18 protein-coding genes and 1 pseudogene are annotated in these 21,082 nt (G+C 69.1%); 12 read left to right on the top strand and 7 right to left on the bottom strand.

Annotation, left to right across the window (positions count from 1 at the left end; genetic code table 11):
- Nucleotides 1–109 precede the first annotated feature (109 nt).
- The 7 genes from AMK21_RS05810 to AMK21_RS05840 all read left to right on the top strand — a co-directional run bounded on the left by AMK21_RS05810 (nucleotide 110) and on the right by AMK21_RS05840 (nucleotide 9,940).
- The gene (locus AMK21_RS05810; RefSeq protein ID WP_073874833.1) at nucleotides 110–457 is read left to right on the top strand and encodes a transcriptional regulator; all 348 of its coding nucleotides are present in this window, start codon (nucleotides 110–112) and stop codon (nucleotides 455–457) included.
- Nucleotides 454–1,125 carry a nucleotidyl transferase AbiEii/AbiGii toxin family protein gene (locus tag AMK21_RS05815; protein WP_073874835.1) on the top strand — a complete coding sequence of 224 codons (672 nt, stop codon included), beginning with the start codon at nucleotides 454–456 and terminating at the stop codon, nucleotides 1,123–1,125. The genes AMK21_RS05810 and AMK21_RS05815 overlap by 4 nt, the downstream gene beginning before the upstream one ends.
- Nucleotides 1,126–1,524: 399 nt before the next feature.
- Nucleotides 1,525–1,773 carry a type II toxin-antitoxin system CcdA family antitoxin gene (locus tag AMK21_RS05820; RefSeq protein ID WP_073874837.1) on the top strand — a complete coding sequence of 83 codons (249 nt, stop codon included), beginning with the start codon at nucleotides 1,525–1,527 and terminating at the stop codon, nucleotides 1,771–1,773.
- Nucleotides 1,770–2,171 carry a DNA-binding protein gene (locus tag AMK21_RS05825; RefSeq protein ID WP_073874839.1) on the top strand — a complete coding sequence of 134 codons (402 nt, stop codon included), beginning with the start codon at nucleotides 1,770–1,772 and terminating at the stop codon, nucleotides 2,169–2,171. Before AMK21_RS05820 ends, AMK21_RS05825 begins: the two co-directional genes overlap by 4 nt.
- Before the next feature lie 751 nt (nucleotides 2,172–2,922).
- Entirely contained in the window at nucleotides 2,923–4,494 is a 1,572-nt protein-coding gene (locus AMK21_RS05830) for a sigma-70 family RNA polymerase sigma factor (RefSeq protein ID WP_073874841.1), read from the top strand.
- A gap of 380 nt (nucleotides 4,495–4,874) precedes the next feature.
- The gene (locus AMK21_RS05835; RefSeq protein ID WP_073874843.1) at nucleotides 4,875–7,247 is read left to right on the top strand and encodes a non-reducing end alpha-L-arabinofuranosidase family hydrolase; all 2,373 of its coding nucleotides are present in this window, start codon (nucleotides 4,875–4,877) and stop codon (nucleotides 7,245–7,247) included.
- Between the two features lie 41 nt (nucleotides 7,248–7,288).
- Nucleotides 7,289–9,940, top strand: a complete 2,652-nt coding sequence (locus tag AMK21_RS05840; protein WP_073874845.1) for an RICIN domain-containing protein — start codon at nucleotides 7,289–7,291, stop codon at nucleotides 9,938–9,940.
- Between the two features lie 997 nt (nucleotides 9,941–10,937).
- Here AMK21_RS05840 and AMK21_RS05845 read toward each other — a convergent pair.
- A complete protein-coding gene (locus AMK21_RS05845) occupies nucleotides 10,938–11,357 on the bottom strand; it encodes an SRPBCC family protein (protein ID WP_073874847.1) in 420 nt (139 codons plus the stop codon).
- 26 nt (nucleotides 11,358–11,383) lie between these two features.
- Nucleotides 11,384–11,746, bottom strand: a complete 363-nt coding sequence (locus AMK21_RS05850) for a VOC family protein (protein ID WP_073874849.1) — start codon at nucleotides 11,744–11,746, stop codon at nucleotides 11,384–11,386.
- Between the two features lie 129 nt (nucleotides 11,747–11,875).
- Between AMK21_RS05850 and AMK21_RS05855 the strand changes: the two genes are divergently transcribed.
- The 4 genes from AMK21_RS05855 to AMK21_RS05870 all read left to right on the top strand — a co-directional run bounded on the left by AMK21_RS05855 (nucleotide 11,876) and on the right by AMK21_RS05870 (nucleotide 13,971).
- Nucleotides 11,876–12,694 (top strand): AraC family transcriptional regulator, encoded by an 819-nt coding sequence (locus AMK21_RS05855; RefSeq protein WP_073874851.1) that lies wholly within the window; start codon nucleotides 11,876–11,878, stop codon nucleotides 12,692–12,694.
- 367 nt (nucleotides 12,695–13,061) lie between these two features.
- Nucleotides 13,062–13,256, top strand: coding sequence for a type II toxin-antitoxin system Phd/YefM family antitoxin (locus tag AMK21_RS05860; protein ID WP_073874853.1), 195 nt, complete (start codon nucleotides 13,062–13,064; stop codon nucleotides 13,254–13,256).
- A gap of 29 nt (nucleotides 13,257–13,285) precedes the next feature.
- Nucleotides 13,286–13,651, top strand: a complete 366-nt coding sequence (locus AMK21_RS05865; RefSeq protein WP_030595201.1) for a hypothetical protein — start codon at nucleotides 13,286–13,288, stop codon at nucleotides 13,649–13,651.
- A 29-nt stretch (nucleotides 13,652–13,680) separates the two neighbouring features.
- The gene (locus AMK21_RS05870; protein WP_079181083.1) at nucleotides 13,681–13,971 is read left to right on the top strand and encodes a hypothetical protein; all 291 of its coding nucleotides are present in this window, start codon (nucleotides 13,681–13,683) and stop codon (nucleotides 13,969–13,971) included.
- 347 nt (nucleotides 13,972–14,318) lie between these two features.
- On the opposite strand, the gene AMK21_RS05875 is transcribed toward AMK21_RS05870, so the two are convergent.
- Both AMK21_RS05875 and AMK21_RS05880 read right to left on the bottom strand, forming a co-directional pair.
- The gene (locus AMK21_RS05875; protein ID WP_199863116.1) at nucleotides 14,319–14,984 is read right to left on the bottom strand and encodes a response regulator; all 666 of its coding nucleotides are present in this window, start codon (nucleotides 14,982–14,984) and stop codon (nucleotides 14,319–14,321) included.
- Nucleotides 14,966–16,174 (bottom strand): sensor histidine kinase, encoded by a 1,209-nt coding sequence (locus tag AMK21_RS05880; protein WP_073874857.1) that lies wholly within the window; start codon nucleotides 16,172–16,174, stop codon nucleotides 14,966–14,968. The genes AMK21_RS05875 and AMK21_RS05880 overlap by 19 nt, the downstream gene beginning before the upstream one ends.
- 148 nt (nucleotides 16,175–16,322) lie before the next feature.
- On the opposite strand from AMK21_RS05880, the gene AMK21_RS05885 reads away from it, so the two are divergent.
- Nucleotides 16,323–16,883, top strand: a complete 561-nt coding sequence (locus tag AMK21_RS05885; protein WP_073874859.1) for a VanZ family protein — start codon at nucleotides 16,323–16,325, stop codon at nucleotides 16,881–16,883.
- Nucleotides 16,884–16,994: 111 nt separating this feature from the next.
- On the opposite strand, the gene AMK21_RS05890 is transcribed toward AMK21_RS05885, so the two are convergent.
- The 3 genes and pseudogenes from AMK21_RS05890 to kdpC all read right to left on the bottom strand — a co-directional run bounded on the left by AMK21_RS05890 (nucleotide 16,995) and on the right by kdpC (nucleotide 21,077).
- Complete coding sequence (locus tag AMK21_RS05890; RefSeq protein ID WP_073874861.1) at nucleotides 16,995–19,541, bottom strand: sensor histidine kinase; 2,547 nt, start codon at nucleotides 19,539–19,541, stop codon at nucleotides 16,995–16,997.
- Nucleotides 19,542–19,621: 80 nt separating this feature from the next.
- A pseudogene (locus AMK21_RS05895) lies at nucleotides 19,622–20,325 on the bottom strand (response regulator).
- Nucleotides 20,326–20,441: 116 nt separating this feature from the next.
- On the bottom strand, nucleotides 20,442–21,077 hold the full coding sequence (gene kdpC, locus AMK21_RS05900) for a potassium-transporting ATPase subunit KdpC (RefSeq protein WP_073874863.1): 636 nt from the start codon (nucleotides 21,075–21,077) through the stop codon (nucleotides 20,442–20,444).
- Nucleotides 21,078–21,082: the final 5 nt, after the last annotated feature.

The following is a 21,082-nucleotide window of genomic DNA, read 5'->3' on the forward strand; positions in this document are numbered from 1 at the left end:
TCACCCGCTCCACATGAAAGCCCCTGGCCGTCGGCCAGGGGCTTCTTCGTTCGGGTCACCTCGGATGCGTCCGGTCGGCTTCGGTGGCCTCTCCCTGGATAATCGACGTATGGCATCACAGCCCAGTCCTTCTGATCTCCGCCGTGCCAAGTACGCCCGGCGAACGCCTGCAGCACTCTCCGAGCTTGTCGGCCCCGAGCACGGCACGGTGCGCCTGCCCCTTCACCTGGCATGGTCGGGGCTGACCACGTTCGACCTCGACCAGCCCCGGCTGCGGATGAGCTATTACCGCATCGTGTTGGCCGAGGGCCAGCACGACGACCTGGTCCGGTTCCTCAATCGCGGCCTCCTCGTCAGCTTGTGGCCCACACTGCGCACACTGATCAGCCGTGATGTCCGTGAAGTCTGGGAACACTCCTTCGACGAGCTGGCTCACAGCGCCCAGGCTGCTGCGTGAACCTCACCGACCTGCACCGTCGCCTGCTGGCGGATGTACTCGCCGTGGGCGGTGCCTACCCTCTGGCCCTTACCGGCGGCTACGCAGTTCAGGCACACGGCCTGGTCGACCGGCTCAGCCAGGACCTCGACGTAGCGACCGAGAACCCCGATCGCATGGAGGACATTGCTACTGCCGTGCGCGCCGGCCTGGAACAACACGGGTGGCAGGTCAGCGCTCTGGAGACAGACCCCCTCTCCGCACGCCTGATCGTCACCGATCCCGTCAGTCACGAAGAGTGCGGGGTCGACATCCTCAAGGAAGCGCTCTGGCGACCGCCCGTACACACCGAGCACGGATTGGTGCTGTCCCTCGAAGATGTCGTCGGAACCAAAGTCCGCGCACTCTTCGACCGCGGACTCGCCAGGGACCTGATCGACGTACAGGCTGCCGCGAACCGCTGGAGCCATGTCGAACTCGAAGAACTCGGTCGGCGCCACGCCCGCGACTCCTTCGACCTGAGCGAGCTCCAAGCGCGACTGGGTGGAGCCGACTGGATCGACGACACGGAATTTGCCGCCTACGGACTCGACGAACGAGCGATCACCGGGCTGCGTCAGTGGGCACAGGCATGGGCCACCGACATCGGCGAACGGCTCCAAGAGCTGGAGACTCCGCACGAAGACTGAAGGCCGCATGGAGGCCGGACGCGCTCAGCCCACGCCGACCGTGCCCCATCCGTGCCCAGCAGAGCGGATAACAGCGGTCGGATACGGTCTCAGAGACCCGGGGAACATCCGCTTGCCCGCTGCAAAACCCCAGTTCACAGCCCCTCTACCAGCCCAAGAACCGCTGATTCCCAAGCTCAGAGCGCGAGTTCGATTCTCGTCACCCGCTCTCCAATGAAGGCCCTGGTCGATGACCGGGGCCTTTCGCTTGCCCTCCAGCGGCGTCGGTCCAAATCCTTGCCCCGCAGTGGACTGCCGGAGAGCGGCCGCTCTGTCATCGCCCGACGCATGCGGTCGCAACCATCAAGGCAGGGCCTGTAACTCAAGCCGATCCTCGCATACTCCAGTATGATTGGACTTATGTCCTCGACGACTCGCATCACCGTCACTCTCCCCAGCGACCAGGTGGCGGAGCTCCGCAAGCTCACGGACAACGTCTCCGGCTACGTGGCGGAAGCCGTGGCCCGCCAGATCCGGCACCAGCTCCTGGGCGACGACCTCCGTCGACATGAGGAGGAGCATGGGCCCTTCAGCGACGAGGAGCTCTCCGAGGCCCGCGCGAAGATCTTCGGCTCCGCCGGCACCTCCAAAGGCGCGGACGCCGCGTGAGCGAGCGCATCGAGACCGTCGTCCTGGACTCGGAAGGGCTCTCCGCCTGGATCTCGCAGGACCGTAAGCTTCTCGCGATGCTGCAGGTCTTCCACGACATGGGAGCCGACCTGGTGATCGGGGCCAACACCATCGTCGAAGTCACGCACTCCCGCACCAACATGCCCCGTCTGAACTGGGCCCTCTCCCGCGTCAAGGTGGAGCCGGTCACCGAACAAGCGGCGAAGGCGGCAGCGGAACTCCTCAAAGGGGCTGGGCTGCACGGGCACAAGTACGCCATCGACGCCACGGTCGCCGAGGTCGCCCTGCGTCAGCCGAAACCCGTCGCCCTCCTGACCTCCGACAGCGACGACATGACCAAACTCTGCGGAGACCAGGTCCGCATCATCCCTCTCTGACGCGCCGGCCCACACCGAGCGCGCCCTGGCAAGGTCCGCCGCACCGCTACCCTCGTGCCCCATCCGTGCCCAGCAGAGCGGACAACAGCGGTCAGGTACAGCTTCCAGAGACCATGGAAACCCAAACTCCCTCATGGGAAAGCGCAGGTCATAGCCCCTCTGGCAGCCCAAGAACCGCTGATTCCCAAGCTCAGAGCGCGAGTTCGATTCTCGTCACCCGCTCCATGAAAAAGCCCCGGGCCAGCGGCCTGGGGCTGAGTCGTTGTCTTACCTGTCACGGCCTGCCTTGCCCTCCGCATGCCCCAACTCTCGGGAATGCCCTGCTCGGACGGCTGGCCGTGCACCACACGCACCACCTGGGGTCGGATGCCTCCTGGATGCCGCCCCCTTGAGGTCCGGACGAATCCGGAGCGGACGCCCGGCGCCTCTCCCCGACGTTGGGGCGCTCCGCAGCAGGCCGGGACGGCCACCGAGAATGCCCGGTCATGCCCACGGACCAGAACCTCGTTCCGCTTCTCCCGGCGCGCTCAGCGCCCGTGGTGTTCGGTGCGGGAGCGGTCATCGGTGTTCCGGGCGAGCGACCGCCTCACTCGCGTCTCACGCGCGGTACCGGGCCCTCCGAAGTCGGCGCGGGCCGGCTCGTTGGCCCGAGGCACAGGCTTTGGCAGCCAACCTGCCGACGCTAAGGTGAGGCGCCGTACTCGACGGATCGCTTCCCTGAGGGAAGACCGATCCCCTGAGGGAGGTGGGAATGGGGCTCATGGATGCGGAACACGCGGGGCTGGTCGTCGCGGCGCAGGCCGGTGACGATCGAGCGCGCGAGGAGCTGATCGCCGCGTACCTGCCGTTGGTCTACAACATCGTCGGGCGGGCGCTGAGCGGGCACGCCGACGTCGACGACGTCGTCCAGGAAACGCTGCTGCGCGTGGTGCGCGACCTTCCTGCCCTGCGTGCCCCGGAGAGCTTCCGGTCCTGGCTGGTGTCGATCACGCTCCGCCAGATCAATACCCACTGGCACCGGCAACGCACCTTCGCCGGCCGAACCACGGTCATCGACGAGGCACACCAGATTCCGGACGCCGGTGCCGAACCCGAGGACGTCACGATCCTGCGTCTGCATCTGTCGGACGAGCGGCGGCAGGCCGTCGAAGCCGGCCGGTGGCTCGACGAGGACCAACGGGCGCTGCTGTCGCTGTGGTGGCAGGAACGCGCCGGCTCGCTGAGCCGTGACGACATCGCCGCCGCGACCGGACTCACCGTCGCCCATGTCGGAGTACGCCTGCAACGCATGCGTGAGCAGTTGGAACTGAGCCGGGCGATCGTCGCCGCGCTGGAGGCCGACCCGCGCTGTCCGCAGTTGGACGAGACCGTCGTCGGCTGGGACGGTGTCCCCGCATCGGTGTGGCGCAAGCGGATCGCGCGGCACACGCGCGGCTGCCCGGTCTGCATGGCGACGACGACAGAACGGGTTCCGGCCGAACTACTGCTCCTCAGCCTCGCGACGCTGACCGTCCCGGCCGGACTCATCGCCGCGCTGGCCGCCAAGGGCCTGCTGTCGGGTACGACCGCGAGCGCCGCCGGGCTGGCCACGGCACACGTCGCCGCCGGCACGGCGACGGCGACAGCGGGCGGGAGCCTGCACAGCGCGCTGATCGGCAAACTCCACGCGGTGACCGCTCACCAGCTGGTGAGTCTCGCCACCGGCGCGGTGCTCATCGCCGGGACCGCCACCTACGCGACCTGGCCCGAACCGGCGCATCGGGAGCCCGGGGTCATCGCCACGCCTACGGCCGGCAACCCCACGGTCGGCACTCCCACGCCGGTCCCGTCGCGCACCACCACGTCGGCCGGACCGTCCCCGGTGAGTCCGTCCGCCGGCGCAGGCACTGTTCCGCTGGGCGCACAGTCGCTGGAGTCCGTGGACCAGCCCGCCCTGTACCTCACGTATGCCGGCGACTTCGTGACGCTCGGCCGAGTCTCCGCGTCCAGCAGCGCGCGGACACGGCAGCAGGTCACCTTCACGGTCATCGGAGGGCTGGCCGACACACGGTGCGTCACCTTCCGCGCCGCCGACGGCCGCTATCTGCGCCATCGTGACCTGAGGCTCCAGCTGAGCGGCAACGATGGCAGCGAGCTGTTCCGTGAAGACGCCACCTTCTGTCCGCGCCCCGGGGCAGTCGCCGGATCAGTGACCCTGCACGCGCACAACTATCCGGGATCGGTCATCCGCCATCGCGACGGTGGCGTCTGGCTCGATGGCTCCGACGGCACTCGGACCTTCGCCGGCCAGGCCTCCTTCTTCATGCGCAGGGCATGGGCCTGAGAACGCCCCTTGAGCAGGCGATCCAGCTTCGATCCGTATGCATCGACGGCTGCCTCCACCCCGAAAGCCCTCACTGGTCATCAGGGCGGCGCGTCCTATCCACAGCGACGGCCGAACCGCGGGGCTCGGCATAACGCTTTCTGCCCGCGAGATGCATCACTGAGCGATCGTCCGGACAGCGCGACTTTTCTGTTACGAGACCGCGAGTGCGGAGGCCTCCATTGCGTGGGGTGATCTTCCCGCCGCTCACCATGACGTGCAGGCGTGGCAGGTTCCCCGGTTTCCCCTTTGACGTATCCCCAGAAGAAGGCCCCTCCCATGACGCGACATGCCCGCACGATCACGGCCCCCAGGGTCACCCGCGCCCCCCGAGGAGAATCATGAAGGGCCTGCACCGGCTCAGCCGGCGTCGCCGAACGGTGACGGTAGGAGTGTCGGCCGCGGCGGTGGTGGCCGGTGTCGTGACGCTCCTCCCCAGCTCCGCCGGAGCCGCGAGCCTGGGTACGCAGGCGTCCCCCTCGGGCAGGTACTTCGGCACCGCTGTGGCCGCCGGAAGGCTCGGCGACTCGGCGTACACCGCGATCGCCGACCGGGAGTTCAACATGATCACCCCGGAGAACGAGATGAAGTGGGACGCCGTCCAGCCGTCCCGCGGCAACTTCAACTTCGGCCCCGCCGACCGGATCGTCGACCGTGCGAGGGCGAACGGCCAGCGCGTGCGCGGCCACACCACGGTCTGGCACTCGCAACTCCCGGCCTGGGTCGGCTCGATCGGCGACGCGCGCACCCTGCGCAGCGTGATGAACACCCACATCACCACCACGATGAACCGCTACAAGGGCAAGATCTACGCCTGGGACGTGGTCAACGAGGCGTTCCAGGACGGTCCCAGCGGGCAGCTCCGTACCTCGGTGTTCCAGAAGGTGCTCGGCAACGGTTTCATCGAGGAAGCGTTCCGCACCGCCCGTGCGGCCGACCCCTCGGCCAAGCTCTGCTACAACGACTACAACATCGAGAACTGGTCGGACGCCAAGACCCAGGGCGTCTACGAACTGGTCAAGGACTTCAAGTCCCGCGGCGTACCCATCGACTGCGTCGGGCTGCAGAGCCACTTCGAGGCGGGGGGCCCGCCGGCGAGCTTCAAGACCACCCTGGCCAACTTCGCCGCCCTGGGCGTCGATGTCCAGATCACCGAGTTGGACATCGCCCAGGCATCGCCCACCCACTACGCCGACGCGGTCAAAGCCTGCCTGTCCGTGGCCCGGTGCACCGGCATCACGGTGTGGGGCGTCCGTGACAGCGACTCCTGGCGCAGCGGCGGAAGCCCGCTGCTGTTCGACAACAACGGCAAGCCCAAGCCCGCGTACGACGCCGTCATGCACGCCCTCAGCTCCGGCCCGGGTACCACCCCGAGCAAGCCGGCCGACGGTACGGGTACGGGTACGGGGGAGATCAAAGGCGTGGCCTCCGGCCGCTGTATCGACATCCCCGCCTCCTCCACCACCACCAACGGCACCCAGGCGCAGCTGTGGGACTGTAGCGGCCAGGCCAACCAGCGCTGGACCCACACCGCCGGCAAGCAGCTGAAGACCCACGGCGGCAAGTGCCTGGACGCCCAGCGCAAGGGCACCACCAACGGCACCGCAGTGGTCATCTGGGACTGCAACGGCGGCGCCAACCAGCAGTGGAACACCAACGCCAACGGCTCGATCACCGGCGTCCAGTCCGGGCTGTGCCTCGACGCCATCGGCGCGGCCACCGCCAACGGCACCAAGATCCAGCTGCACGCCTGTGGAGGTGTCGGCAACCAGAAGTGGACCGCACCGTCCGGCTCGGGCGGCGGCGGCACGTGCGCTCTTCCGTCGATGTACAAGTGGAGTTCGACGGGTGCCCTGGCGCAGCCGGCGAACGGGTGGGCCTCGCTGAAGGACTTCACCACCGTGGTGCACGACGGCAAGCACCTTGTCTACGGGTCGAACTTCAACGGATCGAAGTACGGCTCGATGACGTTCAGCCCCTTCACCAACTGGTCGGACATGGCGTCCGCCGGACAGAAGGCGATGAGCCAGCCCACGGTCGCGCCCACGCTGTTCTACTTCGCGCCGAAGAAGATCTGGGTCCTCGCGTACCAGTGGGGCCAGTGGCCCTTCATCTACCGCACGTCGAGCGACCCCACCGACCCCAACGGCTGGTCCGCGCCGCGGCCGCTGTTCACCGGCAGCATCACCGGATCGCCGACCGGCCCGATCGACCAGACGCTGATCGCCGACGACCAGAACATGTACCTGTTCTTCGCCGGTGACAACGGCAAGATCTACCGGGCGAGCATGCCGATCGGGAACTTCCCCGGCAGCTTCGGCTCGTCCTACACGACGGTCATGAGCGATACGGAGGCCAAGCTCTTCGAGGCCCCCCAGGTCTACAAGGTCAAGGGCCAGAAGCAGTACCTCATGATCGTTGAGGCGAAGGGGGCGCAGGGGCGCTACTTCCGCTCGTTCACGGCCTCCAGCCTGAACGGTTCGTGGACCCCACAGGCCGACAGCGAAAGCAACCCCTTCGCGGGCAAGGCCAACAGCGGTGCCACCTGGACCAACGACGTCAGCCACGGTGACCTGGTCCGCGACAATCCCGACCAGACCATGACCATCGACCCCTGCAAGCTGCAGTTCCTCTACCAGGGCAAGTCCCCCACCGCGGGCGGCCCCTACGACCAACTGCCGTACCGGCCGGGTGTCCTCACCCTCCAGCGCTGACCGGCCCGATCCACCGTGAAATACAAGGAGGACACCTCCCGATGAAGAGCCCCATGAACGGCGGGCGCCGCGGGCGTCACCGCCGTCGCTGGAGCGCCACTGCCCTGCTGGCCGCTATCCCCCTGGGCGTCGTGCCGTACGTCCTGTTCGCCCAGGAGGACTCGCAGGCCGCGACGGTCGACAGCGACGCCTATCACCGGCTGGTCTCCGTGCGCAGTGGCAAGGTGCTGGACGTCAGCAGCTTCTCCACCGCTGACGGCATACGTATCCAGCAGTACACCGACCAGAACACCGCCAACCAGCAGTGGAAGCTGCGGCCCACGGGGGACGGCTACTACGAGCTGGTGAACCGCAACAGCGGCAAGGTGCTGGGCATCGCGGGTGACTCGACCAAGCAGGCGGCCGCCGCCGAGCAGCAGACCGACAGCTCCTCCACCTCGCAGGAGTGGCGGATCAGCAAGGTGAGCGGTTCCGACGCCGTCACCTTCACCTCCCGCAGGAGCGGCCTGGTCCTGGACGTCCACGGAGCCTCCAAGGCCCAGGGCGCGGCAGTCATCCAGTACCCCGACCGGGGCACCCCCAACCAGCAGTGGAAGCTGGTGAAGTCGCCCGGGACCCCGTCGCCCGGGACCGGCAACGGCCAGACCGAGCCCACGGCAGGACCGTATGTGTGGCAGAACGCCCCGGTGGTCGGCGGCGGTTACGTGACCGGCCTGGTGTTCAACCCGAAGGAGAAGGGCCTGCTGTACACGCGCACCGACATGGGCGGCGCCTACCGCTGGGACGTCGCGGCCGAGCAGTGGATCCCGCTGACCGACTGGGTCGGCGAAAAGGACTGGAACCTGCTGGGCATCGATTCGCTGGCCACCGACCCCGTCGACCCCGACCGGCTCTACCTCGCGGCGGGTACCTACACCAACAGCTGGGCGGGCAACGCCGAACTCCTGCGCTCCACGGACCGGGGCCGCACCTTCAAGCGCACCGCGCTGCCTTTCAAGCTGGGCGCCAACGAACACGGCCGCGGGGCGGGCGAACGGCTGGCGATCGACCCCGCGGACCCCGGCACCCTGCTCCTTGGCACCCGCAAGAACGGCCTGTGGCGCAGCACCGACCACGGCGTGACGTGGAGTCAGGTCTCCTCGTTCCCCGTCAAGGACGGGGCGAGCAGCGGCGCAGGCATCGCCTTCGTGACGTACGGCCCGGCCGGCAGCAAGACGGTCTATGCCGGCGTCGCCGACAAGTCCAGCTCGCTGTACCGCTCCACCGACGGCGGCAGCACCTGGCAGGCCGTCTCCGGGCAGCCCATTGGCGAGATGCCGCAGCACGGCGTGGTCTCCGGCGACGGCTCGCTGTACCTGACGTACGCCAACTCCATCGGCCCCAGCGACGCGACGGCGGGTTCGGTGTGGAAGCACACGCCGGCCGGCGGGGCGTGGAAGAACGTCTCCCCGTCCCAGGGCAACTACGGGTTCTCCGGTCTCGCCGTCGACCCGCAGAAGCCGTCCACGGTGATGGTCACCACCCTCGACCGCTGGTGGCCCGAGGACGAGGTCTACCGGACCACCGACGGCGGCACCACCTGGAAGGCGCAGGCCGCGAAGTCGAAGCGGGACGCCTCCGCCGCTCCGTACGTCGGTACCGGCACCGGGCACTGGATGACCGCCCTGGCCATCGACCCCTTCGACTCCGGGCACGCGCTGTACGGCACCGGCAGTGGCATCTGGCGCAGCAAGGACGCGGATGCCACCGACAGCGGCGGCACCAGTCACTGGACCGTGGGGGCCCGAGGTCTTGAGGAGACCTCGCTGATGGACGCGATCGCCCCGCCCGGCGGCGCCACCGTCATCTCCGCCATGGGCGACCTGGGCGGTTTCCGCCATGACTCCCTGACGAAGGTGCCCGCCGGGCGGCTGGACAACCCGATGATGGTCACCAGCACCGACATCGATTTCGCCCAGTCCAACCCCTCGGTGATGGTACGCGTCGGCCGTGGCGGCGAGCAGGACGGCGCCTACTCCACCGACGGCGGCAGCACCTGGAGCGGCTTCAAGTCGGAGCCGGTGGGCAGCGCCGACAGCGGACAGGTCGCGCTCTCGGCGGACGGCTCCGCCATCGTCTGGACCCAGGCCGGTCAGGCCCCGTACCGCTCGACCGACAAGGGGGCGAGCTGGTCGAAGGTCGGCGGCCTGAGCACCGGCGCCGTGGTCGTCGCCGACCGCTCCTCGGCCAAGACCTTCTACTCACTGTCCGACGGCACGCTCTACGCCAGCACCGACGGCGGCGCGACCTTCACCGCCCGCGCCTCCAACCTGCCCGGCGGCAAGCTCACGGCCGTCCCCGGCATCGCCGGGGACCTGTGGATCTCCGGCGGCGACAAGGGGCTGCTGCACTCCACCGACGGCGGCCGCACCTTCACCACGCTCACCACGGTGAAGTCCGCCTCCGCCCTCGGCTTCGGCAAGGCAGCGCCGGGCGCCTCCTACCAGGCCATGTACCTGATCGGTACCGTCAAGGACGTCACCGGAGTCTTCCGCTCCACCGACAAGGGCGCCACCTGGCTCCGCGTCAACGACGACGCCCACCAGTGGGGCAGCATCGGCGGCGTCGGCGTCATCACCGGCGACCCCGACACCTACGGGCGCGTCTACGTCGGCACCAACGGACGCGGCCTCCAGTACGGCGACCCGTCCTGACCCCGACGCCCGAGCGGGGCCGCAGGCACAACGGCCTGCGGCCCCGCCACGGCTGAGGGAGCTCGCTCCGCTCCGAGTTCCTCCTCGGCCCCTGCGCAGCACGGAGTCCGACTCGCGGCCGACGACCGACGACGAACTTTCCCGCCCTGTCAGGGAAACCCGGCTTGACGCCATGAGAGGCCATCCCCCGAATCACACTCTCGGCATCGCCATTCCCCAGTCCTCCACGGAGGGCTGTGCCACAACGTGCCAGTAGGGCTGTTCGTAAGAGCTTCCGCAGGTCAGCGATCCAGCGCACCTTCGGTGCGCGCCGGGGACGTGGTAAATCCCTTGGCGCGCGCCGGGGGTGCTTCCGTCTGCCCTGACGTGGGGTGATGGCGGTCCGGGAGCCTTGGGTTGTCCGTTCCGGCCGAAACCGATGCCTCTGTGATGCCAGTGAGCTCGCAGGTCAGCGTGGTGCTGGGGGCTGTCCACGGGAACGGTGGAGTGTTGCTGCGAAGCACGTGCGTCAGAATTCCTGATTCACCCTGGCCCTCCCGGTACGGCATACCCGGTTGTCCGGCGAGGGAGGGAGCAAGACCGTGGACGTGCTGCACGAACGCTGCGCCGGCCTCGACATCAGCACGCGCCACCCGCCGGGCCATCGGCCAGCTCAACCAGCTCGGCTACACCGTCACCCTCAACCCCAGGGAGACCGCAGCCTGACCGGCAGACCCGGACACCCGGCAGCCCACAACGGCCACTGGGCACCCAGTCCTGCCCACACCCGCCCTGAACTGCTGCTATTTACGCGTCAGAGGCTACGCACCCCTCCAAGTACCGGGTGATTCCCGAGCTCGGAGCGCGGGTTCGATTCCCGTCATCCGCTCTTGAAAGAAGCCCCAGGTCAGCGACCTGGGGCTTCATCATTGTCTGGGCCAATCCGGGCGTCGCGCACCACCTGCCCCGCCGGGGCCGGACCGAGGCACGCTCTCGGCCCGGCCCCTGTCTGCGGTCTCTACCTGTCCGTCGGGACCGGGGTGGCCTTCAGCGTCTCCTGCATGATGCGCGCGCCCTGCTCGGCCATCTCACTGATGGGGTCGGCGAGTTCGTCCGGCGTCACGTCGATCGTCCAGACGAAGCGGCTGCGCCCTTCGGTGTCGGAGAGGACCTGCATCGAGGCGTGGTGGTGCTTCGGCTTCATCGAGCCGCCGACCACCGCGTAGGCCACCCGGCGGGCCGCATCGTCGATGTCGACGATCAGCTCGTGGACGACGACACCGTTCGCGAAGGTCACGATCCTGGTGTCCGTATCCATGCGGGTGTCCGTGACGAAGCCCGGCACCAGGCGCTGGTGCACGGCTCCGACCTCGCGCAGGGCCTCCCAGACGGTCTGCGGGGAGTTGTCGATCAGGAATTCCTTGTGGATGTGAGCCATGTGGTCTTCTCCTGTCGGGTGACGTGTCAGGCGCCGGTGGTGAGGCAGAACGGGTGCCCCTCGGGATCGGTGAGGACGACCCACTGGTCCTTGCCGGGCTGGAACGCGGGCCTCGACGCTCCGAGGGCGAGGATCCGGCCGGCCGCCTCCTCCAGGTCGGTGACCGTGAAGTCGAGATGGGCGTGCTTGCCGTCGTCGGGCCGGCCGGCCGCCCGGTGGCCCTCGATGCGTACGAAAGCCAGGCCGGGGTGCTCCCCGCCGGCGAGGGAGGCGTAGTCCTCGCCGCTGTGGATGATCTCCCAGCCGGTGACCTTGCTGTAGAACTCGGCAAGCCGGACCGGGTCACCACAATCGATGACGATGGTGCTGATCTGCGCGAGAGCGGACATGACGGCGACCTCCTTGAGCGCGGTACGGGACGAAGTACGACGCCGTTCAGCTTGCTCGCCACGCCCCGTCCCCGTCTTGAAGATCCTTGCGGCGGGGCCGGTGTCAGACCCCCGGCGTAGCGTTCAAGAGTGCTCACCTCCACCGTCCTCGCCACCCGGCCGGACTTCCGCGTCACCGCGGTGAACTGCCGTGATGACCACACCCGCTGGTCACAGGCGGAGGTCCGCGGGGACTTCCGCCTGGTGCTCGTACGGCGCGGCCGATTCCGCAGGCGGGCGGGCGGCACCCCGGCCGAGGTCGACCCGACCGTGGGCTATCTCGGCGTGCCGGGCGAGGAGGAGCATTTCGCGCACCCGGCCGCCGGGGGCGACGAGTGCACGTCGATCAGCCTGACGCCCGCACTGTGGCGGGTCGTGGCGGGTGAGGACGCACGCCCAGCTCGACAGAGCGTCTACGTGGACGCCCGCCTTGACCTGGCCCACCGCCGTCTCCTCGCGTCCGCCCGTACCGGCGACGTAGACCATGCGGTGACCGAGGAACTACTCGGACTGCTCTCCGCCACCATTGGCCATGCCCTCGACGGAGCCGTCCCGTCCAGCGTCCCCGGCCGGGACGAGGCGACGCTCGTCGCCGCAGCCCGGCATGCGATCGGCGAAGCCCACCCCGCCTCCGAGGGGCTTCTGCCGCTCGCGGAGCTCCTCGGTGTCTCTCCCTACCGCCTGAGCCGCTCCTTCACCCGCGAGCTGGGAGTCTCGCTGACGCGCTACCGCAACCGGGTCCGTGTCGGCCGGGCCCTCGACCGTCTGGACGCGGGCGAGGACAGCCTCGCGACCCTCGCCGCCGACCTGGGCTTCTCCGACCAGGCCCATCTCTGCCGGACCATGCGCCAGTACCTCGGCCACACACCAACGGCACTGCGGCGGCTCCTCGCCCTTCGGTCGCCCTGAGGACATCGCCCGCGCAGGGGCCTCGACCAGGGTCTGGCGCGTGCCACTACGTGCCAGTAGGAACGGTAGACAGCGGTCAAGCACGGCTTCGCGAAGACCTCACCGCACGGCCAACCGCATCCGTTTGCCCAGGTCAGCACCGACCCCTCAAGTGCCGGGTGATTCCCGAGCTCAGAGCGCGAGTTCGACTCTCGTCACCCGCTCCACATGAAGCCCCAGGGGCCGATGGCCAGGGACTTTCTTCGTTGCTACAAGCCCGATCAGGCACCCCGCGCCCGCTCCGCACCCGACGCGCCCGTCGGCTTCTTCGGCCGCGCACCTCACGGGCATGTATGTCAACTGTGATAGTTGCTATACGCTTCAGCATATGGAGACGAAGACGTACACAACCATCGACCTGCGCAAGGGGATGGGCGAGATCCTGGACCGGACCCGGATCGCCGGCGAGGCCGCCGCCATCACCCGCAAGGGAAAGACGGTCGCCTACCTGGTGCCGGCCGAGTGGTTCGAGCAGATGGCCCGCGGGCACCAGTCGCCCGAGGACCGACGCGAGGCGGCCTGACCCACCCTCCACACCAAGGAGCACGAACCATGCCCGCCCACGCACTCCACTTCGATGGGTACGAGGGGGAACCCCTGCGGTTGCCGCCCATGCCCGAACACACGCCCCAAGCACTTCGGTTGGCGATTCAGGAACACACTCCCCACCTCCTCCCGGACTTTGAGGCGCACTGGAAGCGCGTCATCGGCGACGCCTTCAACATCACCCCCGTCCCCGCCTTCATGCGCCTGTGGTGGACGCAGTACGCCATCGCCCGGAATCCCGTCCTCGACTCGCACCTTCGCGACCTCGAAGCCCGCGCCGCCAAGTCCGAGGACCCCGAGGAGTCCATCCGGCTTCTGGAGGAGTACAGCCGCCTCCGGCACGAAGCCGCTGAGAGAAAGCCCGGAGAGTGATCGACGAACCACTCCGGCCGCCTTGGCAGATGGACTGGACGAAGCAGGCGCAGCACGACTTCCAGAACATGCCCGCCGAGGCCAGTGACCTGGTCCTGAGCGCACGTGCGGAACTGATCACGGCCGAAGACCCGTACTTCCGGGGAATCGACGCCGACGCCTCGCTGCCGCACTGGATGACCGTGCGCCCCCTGGCCTCTACGAGCCCCGGCGGCCCCCACATCGTGGACCTGGCCGGCGGACGCGGCTGGCTCATCTACACCTTCATGCGGCGCCACGCCGACCCGCAGATCGTCGTCACCGAAGCCTTCTGGGCCTGACGTCTGCGCCACCGCAGCGTCTGCAGCATAGGTGGCTTCCGTTCCGTTTTCCGTGACCCGCTCCAGCACAGAACCTCAGACCGACGACCCGCCGTCGACGTGCCCCATCCGTGCCCAGCAGAGCGGACAACGGCGGTCAGGTACGGCTCCCCGAGACCGTGGCCATACACCTCGTCCAGCACGAATGTGCAGTCCAGAGCCCCTGCAACGGCTCAAGCACCGGTGATTCCCGAGCTCAGAGCGCGAGTTCGACTCTCGTCACCCGCTCTGTGACGAAGGCCCCGGTCCGCGTCCGGGGCTCTTTCCTCGCCCGCGCGCACCTGCACACCCGCGCGAAGAACAGGCCTTCAGGCTCCGCGTCCGGTCAGGCCGCTGCGCCAGGCCCAGGCCGCGATCTCCACGCGGTTCCTTGCCCCGAGCTTGGACTGCACATTGGTGAGGTGTGTTTTGACCGTTCCCACCGTGATGGACAGGACCGCGGCGATCTCGGCGTTTGTCATGCCTTCGGCCAGCAGCACGACTACCTGCTTCTCGCGCGGCGAGAGCTTGGTGGCAGGCTCCGGACCACGGGGCTCGGTTCGGAGCTGCTTCAGGAGCCGCACGGTGATCGAAGGGCTGACCAACGAGTCGCCGACCGCGGCCGCACGGACCGCCTCGGCCAGCAGACGCGGGCCGGAGTCCTTGAGGATGAATCCGCTGGCCCCCGCTTCCACCGCGCGGGCCAAGTAGTCCTCGTCGTCGAAGGTCGTCACCATCACGACCTGGGGCCGGTGCATGGCATAGGGCCGGGTGAGGTGGCGCAGGGCATCCAGACCGTCCAGGCGGGGCATCCGGATGTCCATCAGAACGACGTCCGGTCGGTGCAGTTCGGCCATCTCCAGGGCTTGGAGGCCGTCCTGGGCCTGGGCGACGACGTGGATGTCGACCTCGGCGGAAAGAATCATGGACATGCCTGTGCGGACGATCTCCTGGTCGTCGGCGAGCAGCACCCGGATCACGGGCCGTCCCTCCACGCGCTCTCCAAGGGGATTCGGGCGTACACCCGCCAGCGTCCACTGCCGTCGGGACCCGCCTGGAAGACGCCGCCTTCGGCGGTGACGCGTTCCTCAAGTCCGACGAGACCGTACCCCACAGTCGTCGCTGCCCCGGCCACGGGCAGATCGTTGGTGATGTCGATCTCCACGGACCGGGGGAGGGCTCGCAGCATCACGGAGACGTGCCGGGAGTCCGGCGCGTGCTTACGGACGTTCGTCAGGGACTCCATGGCGACCCGGTGCACGGCCGCCATGGGCGCTGTCGGCAGACTGTCGAGGGGGCCCTCCTCCTCGAGCCGGGCAGGTCGGCCGCCCCGCAGCGCGAAGGTCGCCACCAGAGCTCGCAGCTGTTCCGCTTCGCCCGCCGGTACGAGCGGGGCCTCCGTCCGGAGCCCACTCACCATGTGCCGCAAAGCCCGGAGTGCCTCCGAGGCCGCCCCTTCGATCTGCCCCAGAGCCGAGACCGTCGTCTGCGGATCGGATGCCGCGACCACCTGGGCCCCCTGGGCCTGCACGACGATGCCTGTCACATGATGCGCAACGAAGTCGTGCAGGTCCCGGGCGAAGGTGAGCCGCTGCTCCAAGCGCACCTGCTCGGCATGACGCCGCCGGTCAGCGGCTGCCAGCCGGGCGACGAGCGCCCCGGTCAGTCCGGCACAGACGGCGAATGTACATAGCAGCGCCAGGACGAGGCTGTTCTCCGTCGTCTCCACGGCTACCGGGCGCAGAACCGCGGCCAGGCACAACAGGAGCGACGCCCCCGCGGCAGGCCGGGCGGCGCCGTACCGGACGGTGAGGACCAGCACCACGATGAGTGCTGTGATCTCGAACAGGGTGTAGGCGTCGGCGTGCCGCGCCGGCGCCTCCGGCGACCCGGCGGCGACACGCATCCACGCACTGCACCCGAGGGACGCGGCCCCTGCCAGTGCGCCGGCCCCCGCGACGAGCCGCGGATCACTTCGCCACCGGCCCACCGCACCGACCGTAAGCGCGAGAACGGGTGCGGCTGCTGAGAGGAGGGCCTGGGGTGCGAGGACGGACCGGTGGACACCGGTGCTGTGGTCGGCGGCGAGCGCCAGTACCAAGGCCGCACCGACGAGAACGACGCCGAGGCGGAACAGGACACGACGCATCCGGGAAGAGCGTCTGCCGAAGTGCGGGGAATCCATGCGGGCAGCGTATGCATCCGGGATCGGGAGCCCCTCCGCCGAAAGTCATAGTGCTCCGCGGCGGCTCCGTCCTTCGGTAGATACGCCGCGGAGCGTGAGCGGGCGACGATCGCCCGAGACGATCGGTACGCGAACCTCAGGAGTCCCAATGAACTTCCAGATCCACATTCCCACCACTGCGATCCTCGGGCCCGCGCTCGCCGTTCTCGCCCTCGTGGCCCTGGTACGCCACCGACGCGGCCTCCCCGGCTGGCAAGGCGGCTCGCTGGTGCTGCGCGTCGTCACCGCGCTCTACGCCGCAGCGGTCGCCTCACTCACCTTCTTCCCGCTGTGGATCTACGGCGGGGACTATCGGAACCAGGCAGAATGGATCGGGCAGATTCAGCCGATCCCGTTGATCATGGCCGACATCACCATGGTCCCCAATGTGATCATGTTCATGCCACTCGGCTTCATCCTGCCGCTGCTCCTCCCCCGGCTCAACCGCAGCCGCACCGTCCTGGCCTGCGCGCTCCTCAGCCTGGGCATCGAGGCCGTCCAACTGATCCAGTACATCGTCTTCGCCAACGGTCGCGCCGTCGATGTCAACGACCTGATCGCCAACACCATCGGTGGTCTCCTCGGCTACGCGGCCCTGCGCGCCGCACAGCGCGGGACCGCCATCCGCAGGGTGCTGGAAAAGGTGTCTCCGACGTCCGCAACCGTCTGACCACCGCCGAGGCACAGGCGCCCAAAGACTCCCGGCGGCACGGGCACGCCCTCGACACCGTGGCCGCCGAAGGCACCGCCGAGCCGGCAGGGCCCGGTCTGCGGCCACGGCTCAGGTGGTCGCCGCGGCCGGCAGCTCGGGCCGGACCGGCTGGTGGGACGGTTTCGTGGGCAGTGTGATCACCATGGTCAGCCCGCCGCCCGGGGTGTCCTCGGCGGTGACGGTACCGCCCGTGGCCTCGACGAACCCGCGGGCGACCGCGAGTCCGAGCCCGACACCGGCGCCGCGCGGCGCGTCGCCGTGCCTCTGGAAGGGCTCGAAGACGGCCTCCTTGGCCTCGTCGGGGATACCGGGCCCGCGGTCGACGACGCGCAACTCCACACGGTCGCCGATCGCGCTGGCGGCCACCAGGACCGGTGTGCCGGCGGGGGTGTACTTGACGGCGTTCTCAACGATGTTGGCCACGACCCGCTCCAGCAGACCCCGGTCCACCGTGACCATGGGCAGGGTCTCCGGGATGTCCAGGACGACGCTGTCCTCGGGTACGCCGCCCAGCGCCATCGGCACGACCTCGTCGACGTCGGTCTCGCGGAACACCGGCATGACGGTCCCGGTCTGGAGCCGGGACATGTCGAGCAGGTTCCCGACCAGGTGATCGAGGCGGTCGGTGCCCTCCTCTATGCCGGCGAGCAGTTCGGCGCGGTCGTCCTCCGACCACTCGACGTCGTCGGCGCGCAGGGAGGTGACCGCGGCTTTGATGGCGGCCAGCGGGGTGCGCAGGTCGTGGCTGACGGCGGCGAGCAAGGCGGTACGGATCTTGTTGCCCTCGGCGAGCTTGCGGGCCTCGGCCGCCTCGCCGACCAGGCGCTGACGGTCCAGCACGACGGCGGCCTGGGAGGCGAAGGCGCCCAGGACACGGCGGTCCTCCGCGGGCAGGACCCGGCCGGTCAGGGCCAGGGCCAGGTGATCGCTGACGGGGATGTCGACGTCCGCGTCCTCGGGGCGGACGACCGGCTGGGCCTGGCCGACACTGCCCACGCAGGTCCACGGGTCGACGTCGCCGGTCCGCTCCAGCAGGGCGACGGACTCCATGGCGAAGGTCTCCCGCACCCGGTCGAGCAGCGCCTCCAGGCTGGTGTCGCCACGCAGCACACTGCCCGCGAGCAGGGACAGGGTCTCGGACTCCGCCCGCAGCCGGGCGGCCTGCTGGGTGCGGCGCGCGGCCAGGCCGACGACCGACGCCACGGAAGCCGCGACGGCGAAGAAGACGAAGAAGGCGAAGATGTTCTCGGGGTCGGCGATGGTCCACGTGTGGACGGAGGGCGTGAAATACCAGTTCAGGAGCGCTGAGCCGACGGTGGCCGAGGCCAGCGCCGGCCACATCCCGCCCAGCAGCGCCGCACCGACGGTCACGGCCATGAAGAGCTGCATCTCGTTGGCCAGCCCCGTCCCGCCGCCCATCGACGTCAGCACCACGGTGAGCAGGAGCGGCCCGGCCACACCAGCCAGCCACCCCGCCACGAGACGCGGACGCCCGAGGCGGCTGCGCTGCCGCTTGGGCAGCCCCCGGCCCCGCCCTACCGCGTCGTGCGTGACGATGTGGACGTCCAGGTCGGGGCCCGACTCGCGGGACACGGTGGCACTGACCCCGGGTCCGAACACGTACTGCCAGGAACGGCGCCGGCTCGCGCCAAGGACGATCTGGGTGGCGTTCAAGCCACGCGAGAACTCGAGCAGCGCGGAGGGGATGTTCTCGCCGATGACGTGGTGGAAGGTTCCGCCGAGGTCCTCGACGAGGGTCCGCTGGACGGCCAGCTCCTTGGGCGAGGCGGAGGTGAGGCCGTCGCTGCGGGAGATGTAGACCGCGAGGACCTCACCTCCGGCGCCCTTCTCGGCGAGCCGGGCAGCCCGCCGGATGAGGGTCCGTCCCTCGGGGCCGCCGGTCAGGCCGACGACGATCCGCTCCCTCGACCCCCAGATCGCCGACACCTCGTGGTCCGAGCGGTACTGGTTGAGGTACTCGTCGACCCGGTCGGCCACCCACAGCAGGGCCAGCTCGCGCAAGGCGGTGAGGTTGCCGGGCCGGAAGTAGTTGGACAGGGCCGCGTCGATCTTGTCCGGCTTGTAGATGTTGCCGTGCGCCATACGCCGGCGCAGCGCCTCCGGTGACATGTCGACGAGCTCGATCTGGCCGGCGCGGCGGACGACCTCGTCGGGGACGGTCTCCTTCTGCCGTACACCGGTTATGGACTCCACGACATCTCCCAGCGACTCCAGGTGCTGGATGTTCGCCGTCGAGATGACGTCGATACCGGCCGCGAGGAGCTCCTCGACGTCCTGCCAGCGCTTGCTGTTGCGCGAGCCGGGGATGTTGGTGTGCGGGAGCTCGTCCACCAGGGCGACCGCCGGACGACGGGCCAGCACCGCATCGACGTCCATCTCCGTGAAGGTGCCGCCCCGGTACTCGATCTCGCGGCGCGGGATCTGCTCCAGGCCGTGCAGCATGACCTCCGTGCGCGGCCGGTTGTGGTGCTCGACGAAGGCGACCACGCAGTCCGTACCCCGCTCGACACGGCGGTGGGCCTCGGAGAGCATCGCGTACGTCTTGCCGACGCCCGGCGCCGAGCCGAGATAGATCCGGAGCTTTCCGCGTCCCATGATGCGATCTTTCGTGTCGAAGCAGATGGTTCGGTGGCCCGTCGCGGACGATGCCACGACATGCCCGGGGCGAGCGCCACTCAGCCTTCGAAGCGGTAGCCCGTCCCCGGTTCCGTGATCAGGTAGCGCGGTCGGGAGGGATTCTTCTCCAGTTTGCGCCTGAGCTGCGCCATGTAGACGCGGAGGTAGTTCGTCCGGGCGGCGAACGTGGGCCCCCAGACCTCTTCGAGGAGCTGCCGCTGGCTGATCAGCCGGCCCGGGGTGCGGACCAGGATCTCCAGCAGGTGCCATTCGGTCGGGGTGAGACGGACGGGCCGGCCGTCGCGCCGGACCTTCTTGGCGGCGAGGTCGACGGTGAAGTCCTCTGTGGTGAATGTGAGCGACAGCGGCTCGTCGGCCGGCAGCACGCCGCCCGCACCGTCCCCGGTGTTGCGCCGTACCGCGGCCCGCAGCCGGGCCAACAGCTCGGCCATGTCGAAGGGCTTGGTGATGTAGTCATCGGCGCCCGCCTCGAACGCCTCGAGCTTCTCGTGGGTCGTGCGCCGGGCCGACAGGACGATGAGCGGCACGCGGGTCCAGCCGCGCAGGGCCTTGATCACGTCGATGCCGTCCGTGTCGGGAAGACCGAGGTCGAGGACGACGACGTCCGGTCTGCGCTCGGCGGCCAGCCGCAGCGCGGTCGTGCCGTCGGGGCCGCGTCCACCTCGTACGCGCGCGCCTGCAAGTTGATCGTCAGAGCCCTGACGAGCGGCGGTTCGTCCTCGACCACCAGCACCCGGGTCATCGGGGGTGCCACCCTTCTTGTCGTTTCGTCGTTCGCGGAATCCGTCGGCGGCTACGGGGCCGCCGGTACGGGGGACTCCCGGCCCGGCGGCTCCCAGCGGTCTGCCGACGGGATCGTCAGCGTGCGGCCAGGTCCTTCAGCGCGAGGTTGAGCGTGAGGACGTTGACGTGAGGTTCCCCGAGGAACCCGGCGGTGCGGCCCTCGGTGCGGTCCTCGACCAGCTTCGCGACCTGCTGCCCGGTCAGACCGTTGGCCTGGGCGACCCGCTCGATCTGGATCTCCGCGTACTCCGGGGAGATGTGCGGGTCGATCGCGGAGGCCGAGCCGGTGACCGCGTCCTTGGGGACCTCGGACTCCGGTACGCCGTTGAAGGCGGCCACGGCCTTCTTGGTGTCGCCGACCAGCTCGGTCAGCGTCGGGTCGGACGCACCGAGCTGGCTGGAGCCGGTGGACAGCGGGTCGTAGCCGCTGTTGGAAGGGCGCGGCTGGAACCACTTCGGATCCGGCCGGGCGACCTCGTTCTCGTCCTCCGGGTTCTGCTTCGGCAGGTCCCAGGTCTGGCCGATGAGCTCGGAGCCGACCTCCTCGCCTTCGACCCTGACGATCGAGCCGTTGGCCTTGTCGTGGAAGAGGCCTTGGGCGACGCCCGTGACCGCGAGGGGATAGAGGATGCCGGTGACGACCGTGAGGACGAGCAGCATGCGCAGCGCGGCCCAGGCCAGGCGTCCCGTGTTCGCTACGGAGTTGTTCATAGCCG

The sequence above is a fragment of the Streptomyces sp. CB00316 genome, assembly GCF_001905595.1.
Classification (GTDB): Bacteria; Actinomycetota; Actinomycetes; order Streptomycetales; family Streptomycetaceae; genus Streptomyces.